Annotated in this window: 15 protein-coding genes and 2 pseudogenes; 11 read left to right on the top strand and 6 right to left on the bottom strand. The window is 40.0% G+C overall.

Annotated elements, in window-relative coordinates; genetic code table 11:
* The first annotated feature begins 296 nt into the window (after positions 1 to 296).
* Positions 297 to 1451 carry an aminotransferase class I/II-fold pyridoxal phosphate-dependent enzyme gene (locus tag ACZYRN_RS12510; protein WP_488911925.1) on the top strand — a complete coding sequence of 385 codons (1155 nt, stop codon included), beginning with the start codon at positions 297 to 299 and terminating at the stop codon, positions 1449 to 1451.
* A 247-nt stretch (positions 1452 to 1698) separates the two neighbouring features.
* Here ACZYRN_RS12510 and ACZYRN_RS12505 read toward each other — a convergent pair whose 3' ends face one another.
* Positions 1699 to 1950 (bottom strand): transporter, encoded by a 252-nt coding sequence (locus tag ACZYRN_RS12505; RefSeq protein WP_488911924.1) that lies wholly within the window; start codon positions 1948 to 1950, stop codon positions 1699 to 1701.
* A 443-nt stretch (positions 1951 to 2393) separates the two neighbouring features.
* On the opposite strand from ACZYRN_RS12505, the gene ACZYRN_RS12500 reads away from it, so the two are divergent.
* The 3 genes from ACZYRN_RS12500 (at position 2394) to ACZYRN_RS12490 (ending at position 6210) form a co-directional block, all read left to right on the top strand.
* The gene (locus ACZYRN_RS12500) at positions 2394 to 3098 is read left to right on the top strand and encodes an SH3 domain-containing protein (protein WP_488911923.1); all 705 of its coding nucleotides are present in this window, start codon (positions 2394 to 2396) and stop codon (positions 3096 to 3098) included.
* A 679-nt stretch (positions 3099 to 3777) separates the two neighbouring features.
* Positions 3778 to 4413: a CAP domain-containing protein gene (locus tag ACZYRN_RS12495; RefSeq protein WP_488911922.1), complete on the top strand. Its 636-nt coding sequence runs from the start codon at positions 3778 to 3780 to the stop codon at positions 4411 to 4413.
* A gap of 723 nt (positions 4414 to 5136) precedes the next feature.
* Positions 5137 to 6210, top strand: a complete 1074-nt coding sequence (locus ACZYRN_RS12490) for a YkvI family membrane protein (protein WP_488911921.1) — start codon at positions 5137 to 5139, stop codon at positions 6208 to 6210.
* A gap of 166 nt (positions 6211 to 6376) precedes the next feature.
* Here the strand turns inward: ACZYRN_RS12490 and ACZYRN_RS12485 are convergent.
* A pseudogene (locus tag ACZYRN_RS12485) lies at positions 6377 to 6490 on the bottom strand (Rrf2 family transcriptional regulator); the annotation flags it as partial.
* Positions 6491 to 6546: 56 nt separating this feature from the next.
* Here ACZYRN_RS12485 and ACZYRN_RS12480 point away from each other — a divergent pair.
* Positions 6547 to 6957 (top strand): hypothetical protein, encoded by a 411-nt coding sequence (locus ACZYRN_RS12480; RefSeq protein WP_488911920.1) that lies wholly within the window; start codon positions 6547 to 6549, stop codon positions 6955 to 6957.
* A gap of 130 nt (positions 6958 to 7087) precedes the next feature.
* On the opposite strand, the gene ACZYRN_RS12475 is transcribed toward ACZYRN_RS12480, so the two are convergent.
* Positions 7088 to 7450: a winged helix-turn-helix transcriptional regulator gene (locus tag ACZYRN_RS12475; RefSeq protein WP_488911919.1), complete on the bottom strand. Its 363-nt coding sequence runs from the start codon at positions 7448 to 7450 to the stop codon at positions 7088 to 7090.
* A gap of 233 nt (positions 7451 to 7683) precedes the next feature.
* Between ACZYRN_RS12475 and ACZYRN_RS12470 the strand changes: the two genes are divergently transcribed.
* Together ACZYRN_RS12470 and ACZYRN_RS12465 are read left to right on the top strand one after the other, a co-directional pair.
* The gene (locus ACZYRN_RS12470) at positions 7684 to 8523 is read left to right on the top strand and encodes a pirin family protein (RefSeq protein WP_488912047.1); all 840 of its coding nucleotides are present in this window, start codon (positions 7684 to 7686) and stop codon (positions 8521 to 8523) included.
* A 44-nt stretch (positions 8524 to 8567) separates the two neighbouring features.
* Positions 8568 to 9767, top strand: a complete 1200-nt coding sequence (locus tag ACZYRN_RS12465) for an MFS transporter (RefSeq protein ID WP_488911918.1) — start codon at positions 8568 to 8570, stop codon at positions 9765 to 9767.
* Between the two features lie 802 nt (positions 9768 to 10569).
* Here ACZYRN_RS12465 and ACZYRN_RS12460 read toward each other — a convergent pair.
* Both ACZYRN_RS12460 and ACZYRN_RS12455 read right to left on the bottom strand, forming a co-directional pair.
* Positions 10570 to 10818 (bottom strand): annotated as a pseudogene (locus ACZYRN_RS12460) (transposase domain-containing protein); the annotation flags it as partial.
* A complete protein-coding gene (locus ACZYRN_RS12455; protein WP_488912046.1) occupies positions 10749 to 10895 on the bottom strand; it encodes a hypothetical protein in 147 nt (48 codons plus the stop codon). The gene ACZYRN_RS12455 and the pseudogene ACZYRN_RS12460, both read right to left, overlap by 70 nt.
* A gap of 346 nt (positions 10896 to 11241) precedes the next feature.
* Between ACZYRN_RS12455 and ACZYRN_RS12450 the strand changes: the two genes are divergently transcribed.
* From ACZYRN_RS12450 to ACZYRN_RS12435, 4 genes are all read left to right on the top strand, one after another.
* A complete protein-coding gene (locus ACZYRN_RS12450) occupies positions 11242 to 11595 on the top strand; it encodes a YolD-like family protein (RefSeq protein ID WP_488911917.1) in 354 nt (117 codons plus the stop codon).
* Complete coding sequence (locus ACZYRN_RS12445) at positions 11588 to 12883, top strand: Y-family DNA polymerase (protein ID WP_488911916.1); 1296 nt, start codon at positions 11588 to 11590, stop codon at positions 12881 to 12883. Before ACZYRN_RS12450 ends, ACZYRN_RS12445 begins: the two co-directional genes overlap by 8 nt.
* A gap of 563 nt (positions 12884 to 13446) precedes the next feature.
* Positions 13447 to 14259: a DUF899 domain-containing protein gene (locus tag ACZYRN_RS12440; protein WP_488911915.1), complete on the top strand. Its 813-nt coding sequence runs from the start codon at positions 13447 to 13449 to the stop codon at positions 14257 to 14259.
* A gap of 146 nt (positions 14260 to 14405) precedes the next feature.
* Positions 14406 to 14792: an alpha/beta fold hydrolase gene (locus ACZYRN_RS12435; RefSeq protein ID WP_488911913.1), complete on the top strand. Its 387-nt coding sequence runs from the start codon at positions 14406 to 14408 to the stop codon at positions 14790 to 14792.
* Positions 14793 to 15014: 222 nt separating this feature from the next.
* On the opposite strand, the gene ACZYRN_RS12430 is transcribed toward ACZYRN_RS12435, so the two are convergent.
* A complete protein-coding gene (locus tag ACZYRN_RS12430; RefSeq protein ID WP_488911912.1) occupies positions 15015 to 15134 on the bottom strand; it encodes a helix-turn-helix domain-containing protein in 120 nt (39 codons plus the stop codon).
* Between the last annotated feature and the right edge of the window lie 194 nt (positions 15135 to 15328).

Here is a 15328-nt window from a genome sequence, read left to right as displayed (position 1 = left end):
CATGCTAGAAAAACAAAAGTAGAACAGTTGAGGTTTATTATTTTGAACCACTAAATATAAAAATAATATAATAAGAATAAACACAAATGCTTTTTGAGGGAGGTGGAAAGAGTGGTGGAATGGTGCCGATATCGAATTTATCCAAACAAAGCACAAGTGAAACCCATGTAGTCATTTTTCGGAGATAAAAATAAACAAAACAAGATTTGTTTATGTTTAATATTCTTTTTCATTCAAAGGGTTTATTTTTCTTCTCTTAAAACACACCATAATTTGGAAGAGGGTGAGTGGGTTTTATGAAAAATTTATTCAATAAAGATGTGCAGTCACTCGAAATTTCTGGGATCATAAAAATGTCTGAAATAATTAAAACATACGATGGTGTCGTGGCATTAACAATAGGTGAACCTGACTTTCAAACACCCTTTTTGATAAAAGAAGCAGGGAAGGCTGCTATAGACAACAATCGTACGTTTTATGCACCAACGGCGGGGGAACCTGCACTACGAAAAGCAGTGTCATCATTTATGGAACGGAGATATCATTTATCGTATAACCCCGACACTGAAATTATTGTCACGAATGGGACAACGGAAGCCGTGTATCTTACGTTGAAGACCCTTTTGTCACCAGGTGATGAAGTTATCCTTGCAACACCTGCTTATCCAGGGTATGAGCCCGTTATAAAGTTATGCGGCGGTGTACTCGTGCCCATTGATGTTAGCAGCACCCGTTTTAAGTTAACAAAAGAACAACTGGAGCAAGCCATTACACCTAAAACAAAAGCAATCATTCTAACGTTCCCCTCTAATCCAACGGGCGCCATTCTAACAAAAGATGAGTTAATGGATTTAGCGAAAGTCATAGAAAAACATAATGTTTTCGTCATCTCAGACGAATTGTACAGTGAATTGGTTTTTGATCAACCTCATCAATCCATCGCTTCATTTCCTTCTATAAGAGAAAAAGTGATTGTTATTAATGGCGTGTCCAAGTCTCATGCGATGACGGGATGGAGAATCGGATGTACGTTTGCGCCTTCCTATATCACCAATGAACTGTTTAAAGTTCATGAATACCTCAATACAAGTATCTCTTCTATCTCACAAGAAGCCGCTGCCTATGCCCTCAATCACGGAGAAAAAGAAGTTGAACAAATGAAACTCGAATATCAAAAACGGAGAGATTACTTGTGTAAACGATTAAATGCCTTGGGATTAGATACAATTGTGCCTGATGGAACGTTTTATGCGTTTCCAAGTATAAAAAGATTTCATCATGATTCGTATGCATTCAGCATGGAACTGTTGGAGCAAGCGAAAGTAGGTCTTCTGCCCAGTACCGTTTTTACAAAAGGAGGATCGGATCGACTGCGTATCTCCTTTGCTTATTCGATGGAAAAATTGAATGAAGCGATGAATAGAATCGAGCAATACTTAAAAAACAAATAAAAAAAGGCATTTAAAATGAAATCCGTTTTAAATGCTTTTTTTATGCCTTTAAGTGTCAAAAGTTAAAGTCATTACACTTCCAGAATATTCATTTAATACATATGACGATGCAGGAAAATGGAGTATCTCTATCGTTTTGTATAGAAGAATGGACCCAAAAATAAATATTCAACATAATATGAATTACGTTGGATTTACAAATGAAAAAAAGCCTTGTGATTTTAATTTCCACAAGGAACTTTTACATTTAGTAAAGGGTAGGGGTAGGATAACAGGCAACAGCATCAATAAGTCTTGGGTCTATACCATAAAACATCCAGAATGCACCATTCCATCTATATCCGGAAATTTCACCATACTCGACACGAGTTGGATAAAACCAGAAACCTTCCCCATTTCTAAGCCAAACATAAGTATTTTGAAAGTAACAGTCTATTATATAGGATGGAGAAGAAGGCTTTGGTGGAATAAACGGTGGTGGAGGGAATTCAGGTGGCATACGATTTCACTCCTTTATTAGATAGTTACTCAACATAATATGCTGAAATAAACAGAAGTGATTTAGGGCAATTGTGTATGTAGGATCATTTGAAAACACAAGGAAGGACGCAAGATATTTTCAATTAATGGAAACTCACGAAAATTATCAATTTATTAAGTGATAGGATTTAAATACGTCCATGAATGGCGTATTTTTCTTTTTATTCTATCGGTTGAAATTCTTAAACAGGGGATGCTATGAAGTGGCGAAACAAGCAGGCTGTGAAAACCAACGAAACAAGCCATGATTAATAAAATGAATTAATTATGACACGTCAATTAATAGCGTGTTTTTTTATTTCATTATTTAATACTCGTTTAAAATCAAAAAAATGTTAATTATAGGTCTAAAGGTTATGGTATAATTGTCTCATTGGAAGGGAAATACATAGGAGGTAGATTATGAAGAAGATTTTTGGATTCATTGCAGCTTTAGTTTTAATGATTACGTTGTTGCCTTTGCAACAGGCAGAAGCGGCAGCCGTAAACAAGCATTATACGGTTAATTTGAACAAATTGGATGTACGTGAAAAGCCAAGTCCAAAAGCAAAGATAGTAGGTTCTCTTAAAAAAGGAACTGTTGTCTTTGTCTACAACACTGAACCGGGTGGATGGTCGAAGATTAAGTACAATGGAAAAGCGGGATACGTAGCTTCAAGTGGATTTGTACACTATGACAAAGCCTATGCAGCCAAATCTCTTGTCGTAAAATCTTCACCAAGCACATTGTCTAAAACAGTAGGGAATATTAAAACTGGTCAAACAGTGGCAGTATATGGTGGCGTACCTATCGGTGAGGATCAGGACGATTTTAGTACTGCTCAGCAATATGGCTGGTCTAAAATCAAATACAAAAACAAATACGCCTATGTCAAAACACACGAGCTAAAATTTGCTGATCCATACAAATGGGCTCCCGGGGTAAAAGCGGAATTTGAAGCTGAGCTGGTACGACAAGGATACGCAGATTCTATCGATACTATTAAATATGAAAAAGCTGGTGTTTACGGCAATCAAGGATACTATTCAGTAGGTGCTGAGATGGATGGAGTGGAATACGACTACATTGTTACTGTTAATGTAAAAACAGGTTGGTATCATGGCTAACTAAGTTTGGCATATCTTCATATCTGTAAAGAACCGCTCCAACAAGCGGTTCTTTTTTATGCAATCAACCAAATCACACATGCCTTTTAAGTTTTCTGAGCAATGAAAGAACATAGCAAGAGAAGAATCTAAGATTTAGTAAGGGGGAGGGTACCAGAACGGCATATTTACCCAATATTATACGCAATCAATTGAGAAAACGAATGAAAGCAGCTAATAGATAAAAGACAGAATTTATTCAGTTATATCTTAAGTTCTTGTCACACGGAGCGGTTCAGCTATATGAGCCGCTTTTATTTAATTTATTTAAAAAATACATATTGTGCAAAACTCATAATTAAATATTTATCAAGAGTGTCAATGTTAGGACAAGCTTTAAAAGCACAAATTGATGATAATACGTCTTTATAAAATGCCTTTTTAGGATTTTTTCTCCATAACAAATATGACAAGCGGGTTACACTTTTATAAACTGATTTTTTTTTGAAAAAAGCGACCTGATTAAATACCAAGCGCTGTGTGCGCTGAAGTTGGTGGTGAAAACAGGAAACTATTATTATGGAAAGCTAGCTTAATTTGGGAGCTTAAAACCTATTGCGGGATTGTAAGATTTCCGGCAACATTAAAGCCGAAGCCCGGGCACCACATTCAAAAACAAATGACCAGGAGGATTTTAAAAATGAAAAAGAATCTACGTATGGCCGCGATTGCTGGTGCAATGTCAATTGGATTATTTACAGCAGGACAAGCAGAAGCCGCTACACCAACTTGTAACTGGAATCAACCTGTTCAATATAAAACATATAATGGTGAAAAAACAGACGTAAAAGTACAACAGCCGGTTCAAAAAGAATCTGCTGCACCAGCACAAGCACCGACAACAACAAAAGCACCAACTACTACACAAGCGCCAGCAACGCAGCCAACAGCAACGACTGGTTCCGTCAGCCAATTTGAAAAGCAAGTCTTTGAATTGGTCAATCAAGAACGCGCAAAACAAGGAGTGCAAGCTCTTCAACTAGATACGAAGTTAAGTGATGTTGCGCGTACAAAATCACAAGATATGAAAGATAAAGGCTATTTCTCTCATCAATCTCCGACATACGGATCACCATTTGATATGATGAAACAGTTTGGCATTACGTACAAATCAGCCGGTGAAAATATTGCAAAAGGACAACAAACACCGGAAGAAGTAATGGATGCTTGGATGAATAGTGATGGACACCGTAAAAACATTTTAAGTGCCGACTTCACGCACATTGGCGTTGGATACGTAGACGGTCATTGGACACAAATGTTTATTGGAAAATAAATCAATTCTCCCGTTGGCTTATATGCTGGCGGGATTTTTTATCTTTTATTTCCTGGTTGTGAGAATTTTACATTATATCAGAATAAAATGAGAAAGATAAAGAATACAGACTGTAATTTTAATCTATCGAGACTGTAAGAAAGGAAATGGTGTGGATTTTGAATAAAGTTTGATCAGAAATCCTGTGTTGCAGGATTTTTTTGTTCCGTAATCGGGCCAATTAATGGAATAATAACTTCAAAGAATTCTGTATAGTTATGTTAAAATACGAATGTGATTATGAAGATTGTACTTAAACTATTGGACAGTTTAGTTTAATAATGTTATGAATTTTTATGGAAAAACGATTAGAAAAAGATAAAAGGGGATGGACATGGAAAAAACTTAAGTGAAAACTACTATATATACATTTATTACATCTTTTTTATTATTGACAGTAGTGATACCTCGATCAACAATCAGCGAAGATGTAAATGGACTGAGTTCAGGATCGATAAATACATATCTATCTTTTTCCTTTGTGATTTTGGAATACCTATAACGATTACATTCATTATAGTCATAATTGTATTTTTTAAATTGTTAAAAAACATAAAGGATAGAGGATTCACAATGACTGAAATTTTTTTTGATAGATAAAAAATCCTGGATTTACAATGCAACATATTAGTATTTGTTAGATATTTATAAACATCCTCGATGGAATTAAAAGGAGAGTTAGAAGTGAAAAATATATTAAGAATTGGAAGCGCCTTTATAGGAGTAATAGTTGGTGCTGGATTCGCCTCTGGACAAGAAGTATTGCAATACTTTACTAGTTTTGGATTAATGGGTATTTTTGGAGCAATTACTGCAACTGTTCTTTTTTCATATATTGGCATGATCCTTGTATGGCTCGGTAGTCATACAAAAACAACATCACATAAAGAAGTCATTTACAGAATTAGCGGACGATACCTTGGAACAGTTATTGACTATATTCTTATCTTTACGTTGTTTGGAGTAGGAGTCGTCATGATTGCTGGTGCAGGTTCTAACCTGAATCAACAGTTTGGACTGCCATACTTTGTTGGTACGACCTTTATGACTATACTAGTAATTTTAACAGGATTATTGAAAGTAAGTCGTATCGTTTCCATTATTGGAAGCATTACCCCGTTTTTAATTTTTTTTGTTGTGTTTATATCAATTTATAGTTTACAAACCATGGATAGAACATTTGCATCGCTTAACCAAGTAGCACAATCAACTCCTACTACACTACCAAACTGGTTTATTTCCAGTATTAATTATGTTTCATTTAATGTTGCCGTAGGAGCTTCGATGTCAATTGTAATGGGTGGAACTGAAAAGAGTCCCAAGATAGCAGCAATAGGTGGATTAGTTGGTGGACTTGTTTTAGGAATACTTATCATATTAATCCATTTAGCTATTTTTTCTAAAATCAAAGAAGTTGGCACCTTAGACATGCCTATGCTAGGTATTGTTAGTAATTTATCGCCTATACTAGGTATTATGATGTCATTAGTTATTTTTGGGATGATCTATAACACCGCTATTGGAATGTTCTTTTCTTTTACAGCTCGTTTTGCAGAGTCAGGAACAAATAAATTTAAAATATTCTTTATCATCACTATGATTGTCGGATATTTGGCAAGTTATGTCGGATTTACCGACCTAGTCAGTTATTTTTACCCATTAATTGGCTACCTGGGTATCATCTTAATATTTGCTCTAGTTGTTGCCCCTTTTATTATTAAAAGACAGGACACAAGAAAAAATTACATTAGGAGATAGGGTAGATACCATGGCGGAAAAACCAGCTTCTGAATAAGAATTAAGAGATTTTAGGGTTGAGAACTTGTTATAGTGATTCCATTAAAGGACGTTTTTCATGAGTAAAAAAGCCTGATTTCTCACTTACAACACCGAGAAATCAGGCTTTTTTATATTTGAATTTCCTTTAACTGTTTAATTTCTCTTTTTCAATAATATCCTTTACTACATCTTCAATGGTCACATTTTCAAGTGCCTTCTCTAATGCAGTTTGAGCACTGAAAAAGAGTGGTTCAATAGAACAAGCAGCTGATACCGGTTTATACGCTTGGCATCAATGGGGCAAAGGCAGTCAATGTGCCTGGATATGAAAATAACTACTGGCTGGCATATGGGGTGGAAGAGATGCTGAAAAAGCTGCTTTTCTTTCAGCTGTACGAGCGGTTTCCCGGTTCCCGTATATCTCCCGCTATTGAGCCATTTGAGGGCGTCATCTTTTATAAAAACAAGCCGCTTTATATCTATTCCGCGAAAGGGGATCTTCAAGATCTTATGGTGTTTTTGAAATGGAAAGAGTTTAGGGAGCGGCTGATTGTGATTACTGAATCGCTGAAGCATTTGGAGGGATTGCTGATGTATTCTGATTTAAAAGTGAGAGTCTCTAAAGAACAGGATCTTCATTCTAAAGAAAACGACAATATTTTTTATATCAACAGTGATTCAGAATGGATAAGAGAGCAATCCTTACAGAAAATCTCTGCTTATTAGGAAATTTAGCGGGTAGTATAAACGCTTAAAACTGAAACTACTTAGTTGATATTATAAAATCACTCTCAAGTAGCGTGGCGAAGGGGCTGCTCATTGCAGCCCCTCTTGTATTAAAAGTAAGTGTCAAATGTTAACCATTATCATTCTCGAACAGTTGTCGCGATTGCTGCCGTTGCTTTCGTGCCAAATGAGACAATCCCCAGTCATGCATCATATCAAGAACCGTTTGGAGCGACTCCCCGTATTTGGTCATCGAATATTCAACCTTCGGAGGAACCTCAGGGTAAGCTACCCGCATGATTATTCCCTCCTCCTCCAACTCTCGCAAGTGGGTGGTGAGTACTTTTTGAGAAACGCCGGGCATTACTTTTCGTAATTCATTAAACCTCATCGTCCCGTTATGAAGCAAATGAAGCATTATGGCGATTTTCCACTTGCCCACAATCATATCCAACGTTGTCGCGACTTTACAATTATCCGGTTTTTCATCCATTTTTGATCCTCCAGCCTGTTGACTATCCTATTGTATCGTAATTTCAATTTTATTACGATTCGACTTGATGTGTAAAGGGCGTCCAGAAGCTTTGCTAATCCGCAAGGTTACTTTGAAGATACACGGTTTCATTGTTGTGCCTACTTCATAAATCATTCGATTCGTTGCATAATGAATCCACACCGCCTAACACCTTTGTTAGTTAATAAATAATTTACGGAAGGAAGATCATGATGACCAATCTAGATGTATTTAGTCGAGGCATAAAAAGTGTCCGCACCCCTCATTTCCAACGAAATAGCGACATTCATACGATGGCGTGGATAATTGAACCCGGTCATTGGGAAGAGCATGATCCGTTTCTGCTCATGGCACATGACCATATGCGCAGCGGAGTGTTTGGCGTCCATCCTCATCGCGGAATGGAGACGGTCACTTTTTTGATTGACGGCAACCTTAACCATTATGACAGCAAGCATGGAACAGGCGTGCTTCATGCCGGCGACGCGCAATGGATGACTGCGGGCAGAGGCGTTGAACACCTCGAGGACGCGGCAAAGGGCGAGACAGTAAACCTTCTTCAATTGTGGGTGAACATTCCCTCGGGACAGAAGATGTCACCCTCCAGATACCAAGACTTGCGGAAGACCGATATGCCTGTCATTCATGAAAACGGGGCTGAAATCCGTCTATTTTCCGGGTCACTCGGCGATAAGGCCTCAGATACATTAAATATTGCTCCTGTTACGATGGCTGAGATCAATATGGAGCCAGGCGCAGCCTTCAAGTATGAGCTTCCAGGGTCCTACAACGGGTTTCTGTATATTTTGGAAGGCGAAGGCTCCTTTGGGTCCGATAGCACTGTAGGGAAGCAAGGGCAGGTATTATGGATGGGATCTGCGGGAACTGCCGAGCGGAGCGAAATAAAGATCGAAGCACGCAGCAGCATGCGTGTCATGTTGTATGCCGGCGAGCCGATTCGCGAGCCTGTCGTTGCAAGAGGCCCCTTCGTCATGAACACCGAGCAAGAGATCATACAGGCTTATCGCGATTATAACGATGGTAAATTTTAAATTGAAATTTATAATAACACCCTAAAGGAGAGTATGAAATTTTCATGGAAAAAAAATATATTCTAATGATAATAGCTTTATTTGTTGCATCATTGAACTTGCGTCCGGCAATTAACTCGATCGCACCATTGCTCGAAACGATTAGAACCAGCTTAGGAATGAACGCCTCCGTAGCGAGTTTGCTGACCTCGATTCCTGTTCTTTGCATGGGACTCTTCGCTCCTGTAGCCGTAAAGTTCAGCGGAAAATGGGGTATTGAGCGGGTATTGGGATGGTCGCTGCTTGTCATCGGAGTCGGTACTATTCTTAGGTTCTTCACGAATTCGGTCTCATTTTTGCTTATTACCGCTTTTATCGCGGGTATAGGGATTGCATTTGCAGGACCGCTTCTTCCCGGATTTATTAAGCGCCACTTTCCTAAGCATGTGCCCTCGATGATTGCGATATACACGGTTGCGCTTACTCTGGGAGCAGCACTAAGCTCGAGCTTGATCGTGCCGATGCAGAATAGTATGAACTCTTGGCAGAGCGCGCTCGGGGTATGGGCGGTAATCGCATTCGTCGCAGTGCTGTTATGGTGGTTTTTCGTTATGCGGCATATTAGACCGCAAGATCATCCCACTTCAACCGGCACGAAGATGAGAATGCCATGGACAAATAAGAAAGCGTGGCTACTTACACTGACGTTCGGCTTGATGGCCATGCTATTCTATTCATTCACAGCTTGGTTGCCAGACATTATTCAAGGGATGGGCTATAGTAAGTCCTACGCTGCAAGCGCGCTTACGATTTTCGTCGTTGTTCAGATTCCGGTAAGCCTTGTTTTGCCGATCTTGCTTCGCAAATTCCCTTCCCGTCGCCTTTGGCTAATGGTTGCAGCGCTGTTGGAACTCGTCGGGCTTGTGATGCTTGCATACTCCATTGAACCGTGGGTTGCCACGATCTTTATTGGTGTAGGCGCCGGCGGATTGTTTTCTCTCAATCTACTACTGCCTTTAGACGCTACCGACAATCCGCAGGAGGCGGCTGCTTGGTCGGCCATGACTCAATCAGCCGGCTATGTGATCGGGGCAACCGGCCCCCTTATTCTTGGCTGGATTCACGATGCGACGGATAGCTTCTCAACAGCAATAGCGGGGCTGATTGTAATTAACGTAGTGATGATGTTCGTGCAGATTGCCGCCACTACCATAAAAAGAAAACAACAATCGGGAGAAATTAATCGCAATCAGAGAATATCATAAGCCAACCTTATGGGACACAAATTTAGTGTTTTACGAAAAATCAGGTTTTTTCTACTACAAGAAATTAAAACAGCACGTGTTTATAGATGGTCAGTTGATTAATAAACAACTATCAGAAAAGGATTATGTAATAAAAGAACAGCCTTTACGAATGGCGATCATAGATAGCAAGGAATATCTGATTAAGTAGTTTCTTTCTTTTTGTTCGTTGAAAATAATGTTTTAGATTGAGGTTGCTGATCTCACGCGGTTTTTAGAATTACAAAATCGGCAGCCTAGGGAAAATAAAGTCCTAGACTGCCGCTGTTTTATTGAACTATTGTTTTCCGTTTAACAATACGACCTAATTAAAGGTAAGTTGTTATTCCACAATCGGGCGCGATTGTAGAGCAACACGGGTAGAAAATGATCAAACTTTTTTATAAAACTGAAACTTAAATCTGCTGGATAAGAATACATCTTGATCAAGCTTTTTCAAATTGGATTCTTTTTACTTATTATAAAATATTGGTTTGTAAGGTATTTTTGATCAAACTTTATTTCAAAGCAACAGCAGGCGTGTCGTGGATTTCGTATTCCAAAATAAGCTAGGAAAACTAAAAGATGGATGGAGGAGGATATAATGAAAAAAATAAAAGCAGCTGTTTCGATTATTTTTGCTGTGATTACATTTTGTTATTGCTTAGTGGCCTATAAAGCACAAAAAAACTGAATTTTATATCATTTCATTTCTTCTATCAATCTTACTTAAACTGTAAGCGTCAAATAGTCCCCACCTTCATAGAGGTCGGGACTTGATTTATTATTTAGGTAACTTGTTAAAGACGATACAAGTAACAGGTAAAGTTGTTGACCATGGCAGTAGTCGATCTATGGCATCTATATCTGTCAAATCCATATTGGGAAGCTGCTCAAATAGATGGCGAAGATAATAATATGGATTTAATCCATTTGCTTTGGCTGTCTCCACAATACTGTAGATTACAGCACTGGCTCGTGCACCTTTCGGTGTGTTACTGAATAGCCAGTTTTTCCTTCCGATGTTAGCTGGTACAACTCTTTCGTACTCCGAGCGAGCCGATCTAATTTGTACACAACAAAGCGATCGCCACTTGCACCTGCTTTCATCGCATTTTGCAATTCTGTTCGTTCAGTTTTTCTACTTGATACTTTCTCTACCTACATTGTCAACACTATTGATCCGACGGCAATCATGTTGTCTACGGACAGGTACATAATTTGAATCGGCATCTTGTCTTCAATCGAGATTTTCAATAAAAAACCCATGTTAGCAACCTTCCTTTCTCCTTCTCTTGCACAAACAAATGTTTTTTTATAAGTACTTACAAACATGTTTTCGATCATCTTTTATCTATAAGAAAAAATTACATTTGCCAGAAGGAATATTTGTTCGTATACTGAATAGTATAAAGAGTAAGAACGTATATTCTTATTTAAAGAAGTGATGTTGATAATGAGAAAACAGTACCCGGATCGGGGCATGTTGAAATGGAGAGGACTGATTTTGTCCGAACATGCTGAAATGATGAACGCTGAAAAAAACAAAAGGGAACGAAGAGGCATCCTGTTGGATGAGCAGCAGTACGAAGAGTTTAACCGGATGGTCCATGTCTCTATCCATTTGAAAAAAGAGGTGGTTTTTGAACTCAATACGTTTGGCGATGATGATCTGATGAAAGTAAAGGGAGTGGTGTCGGAGTGCTGCCGGCATCCCGGACAGAAGTCGTACCTAAAGATGGACGGCCTCAGCTCCCGTTTTTTAATTGACGAAATTGTCTCGATGAAGCTGGCTGAAGGTGATGAATAGGAGGACGCCGATTGAGGATGACCAGCTGCCGCGCCGCGATGTGCTTTGTGTGGATGTAAAGTCTTTTTTCGCTAGTGTGGAAGCGGTTCGGCGCCGTATTCATCCGCTTGATGCGTATATGATCGTTATCGCCAATCGGGAGCAACCCGGGTCCGTGGTCCTCGCCGCTTCTCCCCGGGTTAAAAAGGAGTTCGGCATTAAAACAGGCTCTCGAAACTTTGAAATCCCCAGCGATCCGCGGCTTATGATTGTCGAGCCGTCTATGTCGCTTTATCTCCAAATAAACCAGTTGATCCTGAACATTTTCCGCCGCTTTGTGGCGGACGAAGACCTGCATGTTTACTCGGTGGATGAAGCATTTTTAGATGTAACTGCATCGCGGAGACTTTTTGGCGATAAAAGAACCATCGCAAGGAAGATCCAGCATACGATCTGGCAGGAGCTGCGGCTGGTGGTGACGATTGGCATCGGGGACAATCCGCTGCTGGCCAAGCTGGCGCTTGATAATGAAGGAAAGAATGCGCCGGACGGCATCGCCTGCTGGACATATGAAGATGTGCCGGCAAAAGTGTGGAACATCCATCCGATCACGGATATGTGGGGCATTTCGTCCGGCTATGCCAAGTCACTGGCCCATATCGGCATTGAATCCGTTAGAGATCTAGCGCATGCGGATAAGTGGAAGCTGAAAAAGAAGTTCGGCATACTTGGGATGCAGATGTACTACCATGCCTGGGGAATCGACTACAGCGTCATTTCTGAGAAAGCGGGCGTCCATGAAAAGTCGTACTCAAAAGGACAGATCCTGATGAGGGATTACTACAATGAAGGCGAGATCATCATCGTGATCAAAGAAATGACAGAAGACGTGGCCAGCCGTCTGCGCAAGCATGGTGCAGCAGCTGCAGGCATCGCGCTTGGCATTTCCTACACTCGCGATATTGAAGACCGGGGTTTCCGCCATCAAGTTCTGCTGCCGCGCGCGACGAATACAACCGCTGAACTTGCGAATCACTTTGTGCGGCTGTTTAAGCAGTATTGGAATCAGCAGCCGGTGCGCCAAATTCATGTTGTGTGCAGCAAGCTCCAGCAGGCCGGACACGAGCAAATGGACCTTTTCACCCCGCCGGAAGTGGACGAACGGCGGCATATTTTGGATGAAACGATTGATGAAATACGCGACCGGTTTGGTAAGGATGCGATCTTCCGTGCCTACAGTCTGATGAGGGGTGGAACATATCTTCAGCGGGCCGGGCATGTTGGGGGGCATAAGGGGAGTTCAACTTAACTTCGCAAACCTATGGGGTTCCTTTGTAAAAGGTATTCAAGCAGGGTTGAACCTGTGTGCAAACCAGATCGATTTCTACTGTGCCTTATGCAAAGCTTCATGTGGTGCGCTTCTAAAGGCCATGTTTGAAAATATGGTAAAGCCTGAGCCTTTGCAAATTTTGATGCAGAGGCTCAGTTGAGATTCATTGAACACAGTTATTTTCCTGGTTATTTTACCGCCGAAAGTTTCGTTCGCTTAATGGTTCTTACTGTTTAATGGAGTATTCGTGCGTACTTAAATACCCCTGCCGGCAAATAACAAATCAAAAAAAGAACCCTATAGTTTAAGCGGCTTCATTTGATATAGGAAAACCTGCAATTCTGGCTTTTGCCTGCACTGCAGAAAGCCCTTGCTCCTTTAAGGTGATAAAAAGAAGGCATCTGGAGGAGAACACCTATCTGTTTTCAATATACATAGTAGTGATGGCAAAGAAATAAAGGAAATGTTTTTAGCAATCGAGAAGAAATCCATAGCCATCGTGTGTGATAAGCTTAAGAAAACAAAAGAAGGGAGAAGACTATATGAAAAAAACGCAAAATCATCTGCAACTACCAAATGTCGTGTCACGAGACGAATGGCTTGTTGCTCGTAAGGAACTGCTGGCCAAAGAGAAGGAATTCACTAGAGCACGGGATGCGCTGAATGCCGAGCGCCGTCGACTCCCAATGGTAGAGATTAATAAGGACTATGTCTTAGATGGTCCGCATGGTAAGACCAGTCTGCTTGATCTGTTTGAAGGACGTCCTCAACTTATCGTGCATCACTTCATGTTCGATCCTGATTGGGAAGCAGGTTGTCCGGCTTGCTCGCTCGCTGCGGACAACATCGGCCATCTTGCCTACCTGCATGCACGAAACACGTCACTGGCTCTGATATCCCGTGCTCCACTTCCCAAGCTCCAACGCTACAAGGAACGCATGGGTTGGAACATTCCTTGGTACTCGTCCTTCGATAGCGACTTTAACTATGACTTTCATGTTACGCTAGACGAATCCGTCGCTCCGATCGAATACAACTACTTGACCAAGGACGAGCTTGTTCAGAAGGGCGTACCCCTTGATTCCGGACAGTCAATGGAAGTGCCTGGCGTGAGTACCTTTCTTCGCGATGGTGAAAGAATTTTTCACACGTATACGACTTACGCCCGTGGAACTGACCTACTAATTGGCACCTTCAACTACCTCGATTTAACAGCTCTTGGCAGGCAGGAGGACTGGGAACAGCCACCTGGACGCAGTGACGGCAACGGCAAGACATGGCTTCGTCGTCATGACGAATATGAACACTCTTTTGAATCGGATTCTTGTTGCCATTCAAAAAAGAGCGATTTGTAATCAATGTAGTTCATCTATATATAAATATTAGTTAACAGATGTTTAAGAAACGGGCGCTTTTCTCGAATAAGAAGGCGTCTTTTTTATTGTACCAGATTCTAGAACAACACATTTTAGGATTATATTCAAAGGAATTTGAAGAGAATATGAAGAAGATTCATGAAGCTGCCCCCGATATCGATAAAATGGTTGAGCTTTTGCTCAGTAATCCATCGTATCGTGTTGTAACGGTGAGTCCTCACAGGAATTTGATGGTTCAAATGCTCCGGCACCATATGAACCGAATGTTTGAATGGCCGACTGTTAAATTGATTTGGCCGCAACCACCGGCCATCGAAAGATTAGGAGAATTGACGGCAAAAACATTATTGATAATCGGTAAGGAGGATTCACCCGATAACCTTCGTGTTGCCAATTACTTTCGAAAGCACTCAGATGCTCGAATAATAGAAATTCCAGGTGCTGACCATATGGTCAATCTCACGCATCACGAGAAGCTATATCGTCAAATTACTAGTTTTATGAAGGAATGAAAAGTTTACTATACTAAGGACTCTGGAAGATCATTCGTCAGTTTTGTAACTTTTCTAACTTATAAAACGAGCGACAATAAAATATTAACAGTTCAATTAAAGGGCGCTTTCCTAAGGAAAGCGTCTTTTTCATGAAATAAAAGGATTGAGTTAAGTAACGGACTTTGAAATAATTGGTATCAAGCAATCAGACAGGTTTGTTGGATATTGAAACTGATTATTTTAAATAGAATCTCTGATACGGAGGTAATATATGAAAATTGTCCTTTTAGGAATCGCAATCATAATTTCTTGTTCATTGTTTGGATAGATACGAAATTTGTACGCTTTATGAACTAACATTGATTTTCACCTCCTTTATAATATATATAATATATTTCAAGTATATACTGGAAGGGTCGTGAAAAATATGGAGCGTATTTCAAAATTAATTAAATTCCCTATTGATTTAGTGTCAGAGATCGAAAGGTATCAAAAGGAAAATTACATCACAAGTTTTTCTGGTGCTGTATACGAATTAATACGAAAAGGTCTTG

The organism is Domibacillus sp. F004, assembly GCF_057814295.1.
This window is presented reverse-complemented; position numbering and strand designations above follow the sequence as displayed.

Excerpts from the sequence above, each read along its gene's own strand:
- ACZYRN_RS12510 (WP_488911925.1), top strand. The coding sequence starts at position 297 with ATGAAAAATTTATTCAATAAAGATGTGCAGTCACTCGAAATTTCTGGG.
- ACZYRN_RS12505 (WP_488911924.1), bottom strand. The coding sequence starts at position 1,950 with ATGCCACCTGAATTCCCTCCACCACCGTTTATTCCACCAAAGCCTTCT.
- ACZYRN_RS12500 (WP_488911923.1), top strand. The coding sequence starts at position 2,394 with ATGAAGAAGATTTTTGGATTCATTGCAGCTTTAGTTTTAATGATTACG.
- ACZYRN_RS12495 (WP_488911922.1), top strand. The coding sequence starts at position 3,778 with ATGAAAAAGAATCTACGTATGGCCGCGATTGCTGGTGCAATGTCAATT.
- ACZYRN_RS12475 (WP_488911919.1), bottom strand. The coding sequence starts at position 7,450 with ATGGATGAAAAACCGGATAATTGTAAAGTCGCGACAACGTTGGATATG.
- ACZYRN_RS12470 (WP_488912047.1), top strand. The coding sequence starts at position 7,684 with ATGACCAATCTAGATGTATTTAGTCGAGGCATAAAAAGTGTCCGCACC.
- ACZYRN_RS12465 (WP_488911918.1), top strand. The coding sequence starts at position 8,568 with ATGGAAAAAAAATATATTCTAATGATAATAGCTTTATTTGTTGCATCA.
- ACZYRN_RS12455 (WP_488912046.1), bottom strand. The coding sequence starts at position 10,895 with ATGAAAGCAGGTGCAAGTGGCGATCGCTTTGTTGTGTACAAATTAGAT.
- ACZYRN_RS12450 (WP_488911917.1), top strand. The coding sequence starts at position 11,242 with ATGAGAAAACAGTACCCGGATCGGGGCATGTTGAAATGGAGAGGACTG.
- ACZYRN_RS12445 (WP_488911916.1), top strand. The coding sequence starts at position 11,588 with ATGAATAGGAGGACGCCGATTGAGGATGACCAGCTGCCGCGCCGCGAT.
- ACZYRN_RS12440 (WP_488911915.1), top strand. The coding sequence starts at position 13,447 with ATGAAAAAAACGCAAAATCATCTGCAACTACCAAATGTCGTGTCACGA.
- ACZYRN_RS12435 (WP_488911913.1), top strand. The coding sequence starts at position 14,406 with ATGAAGAAGATTCATGAAGCTGCCCCCGATATCGATAAAATGGTTGAG.
- ACZYRN_RS12430 (WP_488911912.1), bottom strand. The coding sequence starts at position 15,134 with ATGTTAGTTCATAAAGCGTACAAATTTCGTATCTATCCAAACAATGAA.